Raw genomic sequence first — 3,960 nt, forward strand, 5'->3', positions numbered from 1 at the left:
GACTTCGAGAAAACCATCGCTTCTTCCGAAGCGTGGGTCTACATCGCAAACATACGCTTCCTCACGCGGCGCATCGCAAGAGCCTGATATCGTTAAATTCATTATGATTCAGGCTCTAACCTCGTTTATTCATTCTCGCCAGAGGCCAAAAATCCGCTGCATACAAGTACGTATTCTGTGTATTGTATCCATAACAATCATGTATCATAATATACTAATAGTTGATGTACGTACAGTACTTGCTATTCACAGCAAATAATATTATTTAGGTTTATTTAGATAGAATCTACGCGCATCACAAGAATGAACAGATGTTTATTATACTTATTTCTAATTTACACACTCTGCGTATTTCATGAGGTCTGGATTGTCCAACACGTAATTACCCACCCCTAGATTCTGGGAGTTGTCACGGGTTTGAAAGTCTGAATCCTTGTGCATCAAGGAACGCACTGAATTGCAGCAATTGAGCAAGGACGAACTGATTGATCTGGTTCTGCGCTTGCAGCGACCGGTGAAGAATTCGAGCAACTCGTCCAAGCCTCCTTCAACCGACAAGAAGGCGCTACGTGAGAATTCCCGTCCCGGTGGTGCGAAGCCCGGCCATGAGCCACATAACCGAACCCTACACGAAGACCCTGATGAATTTCGTGATCACATGCCAGATCGTTGTGAGGTATGCGGAAAGGTACAATCTTGCGATGGGGCAATGGAATTGATTAGCGAATATGACGAGATCGATATTCCCCCGATCAGGCCTCATGTCATCCGCCATCGCCGTTTTTCCTGTGCGTGCATGCATTGTGGCGCGCCGGTTAAAGGAAGGGTTCCGGCTGTTGCCACGGCAACGCCCTTTGGCAAGCGCATTCATGCTCTGGCCATCTATTTGAAAGCGTTTCAGGCGCTTTCTTATGAGCGCCTGCGTGGCGTGCTGCTTGATATGTTTGGCCTTGCGATCAGCGAAGGCGCATTGATGAACATCTTCATTCGCTCTCGCGCATTCATTAAGGAGGAAGCCGACAAAGCCCGTGCAATCCTTCGACAAGCAAAGGTCATTGCCAGTGATGAGACGGGGGTTCGCATTGAGGGCACTAATTCTTACCACTGGGTGTTTCACTGCAAGGATGCTGTTGTTCATCAGCTCGATTATTCGCGTGCTGGCCGTGTCGCAGAACAAATGATGGGCGGACATGTGCCGGAGGTCTGGATATCTGACCGATATTCGGCGCAACAAAATCACGGTGAACACCATCAAACCTGTCTGGCGCATCTGGCGCGCGATACAGCCTTTGCGCTTGAACATGGAGAGGATGATCTGCCATGGCGGTTCAAATTGTGGTTTGCCAAGGTATTTGCTCTGGCCCGCGACATCTCAGGCTTCGCCGCATCAACGCTTGCAGTCAAAAAGCGCGATCTGAAAAAGCAACTCGGCGATATTCTTGCCGCCACAACAAAGTGTGAGCTTGTGGGTAAATTGCAGGCCAAGATCGGCCGGGCGAAAAAGCAGCTCGTGGTCTTCTGCGATTATCCCGGCGAGTTTGAAGCCACCAACAATGGCTCGGAGCGAAAACTGAGACCAAGCGTTATCCAGCGAAAAGTAACCAACGGCTATCGCGCTATGTGGGCAGCACAAGCCGAGGCGGATGTGCGCACAACTGTCGATACGGCTAGGATCAAAGGCAAAAATCCATTCCAGACAATCCCCAACACCCTCGGTTGATCTATAAAACGGGGTGGGTAATTACCGTTTATATATAAATATAATTCTGATTCAATCAAAAAGGGTTTCATTGTGAATAAGATTATAATACTTTCATCACTATGTGTTTTTATAACTGTCATTAGTATTAATACATCATCAGCACAGGTCGTTACTGATATAGCGACCGAAGTTAACACCAATTTAATACATCAAGATACGAAAAGTATACTTAGAACTGCTAAAAAGGCACTTAAAGCCATTACAAACGATCGCACAACTGATGCTAAGGTGATGAAGAAGGGAACTAATGGGGATCACTTCAGCACTGCGACCGCTCCAAGTGCATCAAAAGAAATCGCTAAGATAATTGATGATTTATTTAAGAGGATCGTAAAAGTGGAATCAATCAATGAACTCAAACTAAGATTTGAACCGGATAAAATCATACCATCATTCGAAACCTCAGTGAGGAATACAAACGATTTGACGGCGTTGGGGACTGGTTTGCTTGATTTGGTAGCAAAGCGCAAAGCCGACTATGAACAGATTAGTGTAAACGTTGGAAAAGCAAAAGACCTCAAAGGGTCGGTGGATCAGAACACGCAGGTGCTTGTTGAAAATGGAGTGTCTCTTAACGAAGTTCTAGGCGCTACGGCTGGCGTGATTAATGCAATGCGAGGAAGCCAACAGCGCGCGCTTATAGATGAGCGTAACTCCCGACAGACCCTGAGCTATGGCGACAACTGATATCAAGCAGCTCTTCGAAGTTGTTCGCCATAGCCGGTGATGACCTGCCAACCTATCTGTAGCGGCGCGCAATCAAAAACAGTCGGACGCGCAATAAAGGCGATTTTCAAACCACATTAATTGAGACGGATAGCGCCGCCAGACGCAGATTAGTTGAGACACAGTCCACAATCATTGAGACAGACGCACAATCGTGAGACGTTGGCTCAGATTGTACGCGACGGCTGCATAACGGCCGGTTTCCAGTGCGCATTTCTTCGATGAGTTCAATTGGACACCTCGAAATACCTGGAATCTGCGGAGATCAGTGTAGAGCGATGGGTTTCTGATGGTTTTGCGAGAGGTGCAGGTCAGTTTTTTGTCGTTACGGCCCCTTTTGGGACTTGGCGCTTCATGCAGTTGCGCGTCGACGCTCATGAAAGACATATCGGAGCATGTTGTAAGCGATATTTGCGATGCCAATTTTCACCTTGGCTCTGTTGATGCCGATCGTCCTGATGAAGAGCTTCATCTTGTCCTTCTGCCTGGCAAAGACATGCTCGACGGCGGACCTGATTTTTGACCGCCGCCCGTTTGCCCGCGACATAGCTTCCGGGATGGGCTTATACCAACGTCTTCTGATGCTGACTCATTTGTGACTTTCACTTTGATGGATTTCGTGATTCACCATTCAAAACTGGAGGTTTTGGATGGGACGAGCAGTAGCATTACGATCTGACTTTTGCGGCGATGATCTTCGTATGCTTGCAAAACAGCATAAGGATGGGGCCTGTACGCGTCGACTTCTTGCGTTATCGCTGATCTATGACGGTGGTAGGCGTAGCGCGGCGGCCCGTTTCGGCGGTGTCGGTCTGCAGATTGTGCGAGACTGGGTATTGCGTTTCAACGCCCACGGCGTAGATGGCTTGATTACCGGCAAAGCCCCAGGCCGCAAACCGCTTCTCAATGATGGGCAACGCCGTGCTTTGGCTGCTTTGGTTGATAAGGGCCCACAGTTTGAGGTGGATGGAACTGTACGCTGGCGTCTATGCGATTTGATACGCTGGATGGCAGATGAGTTTGACATCACAGCCAGCCGGTCGCGCGTGAACTGCGCATGATGGGCTATCGCAAAATATCCGCTCGCCCCAAGCATCATGCCCAGAACAGTGAGGCCATCGCCATTTTTAAAAAGGCTTCCCCGCCGCACTGGCAGAAATCTGCACAAGCCAGGCAAAGAGCAAAGAAATAGAGATATGGTTCCAAGACGAGGCCCGTGTCGGACAGAAGACCAAACTCACCCGGCGATGGGCGAAGCGTGGCACGAGACCAAGTGCGCCACAGGATCAGAGAACGCGGTCCGTCTATATTTTTGGAGCGATCTGTCCCAAGTGGGGCAAAGGAGCAGCCCTTGTGATGCCGTGGTGTGATACGCATGCGATGAATGAGCATCTTGCTGAAATATCGCGTCATGTTGCGCGCAATGCCCACGCCGTTCTCATCCTCGATCAGGCGGGGTGGCATCTGACGGA

2 protein-coding genes and 2 pseudogenes are annotated in these 3,960 nt (G+C 49.1%); 3 read left to right on the plus strand and 1 reads right to left on the minus strand.

Annotated elements, in window-relative coordinates:
- Positions 1 to 439 precede the first annotated feature (439 nt).
- Positions 440 to 1,720: an IS66 family transposase gene (gene tnpC / locus OIV19_RS23415; RefSeq protein ID WP_264234306.1), complete on the plus strand. Its 1,281-nt coding sequence runs from the start codon at positions 440 to 442 to the stop codon at positions 1,718 to 1,720.
- Positions 1,721 to 1,792: 72 nt separating this feature from the next.
- Positions 1,793 to 2,449 carry a hypothetical protein gene (locus OIV19_RS23420; RefSeq protein WP_264234304.1) on the plus strand — a complete coding sequence of 219 codons (657 nt, stop codon included), beginning with the start codon at positions 1,793 to 1,795 and terminating at the stop codon, positions 2,447 to 2,449.
- 391 nt (positions 2,450 to 2,840) lie between these two features.
- On the opposite strand, the pseudogene OIV19_RS23425 reads toward OIV19_RS23420, so the two are convergent.
- A pseudogene (locus OIV19_RS23425) lies at positions 2,841 to 3,053 on the minus strand (IS5/IS1182 family transposase); the annotation flags it as partial.
- A gap of 85 nt (positions 3,054 to 3,138) precedes the next feature.
- Here OIV19_RS23425 and OIV19_RS23430 point away from each other — a divergent pair.
- Positions 3,139 to 3,960 (plus strand): annotated as a pseudogene (locus OIV19_RS23430) (IS630 family transposase); the annotation flags it as partial.

It is taken from the genome of Brucella sp. HL-2, assembly GCF_025846885.2.
GTDB classification, from domain to species: Bacteria; Pseudomonadota; Alphaproteobacteria; order Rhizobiales; family Rhizobiaceae; genus Brucella; species Brucella quorumnocens.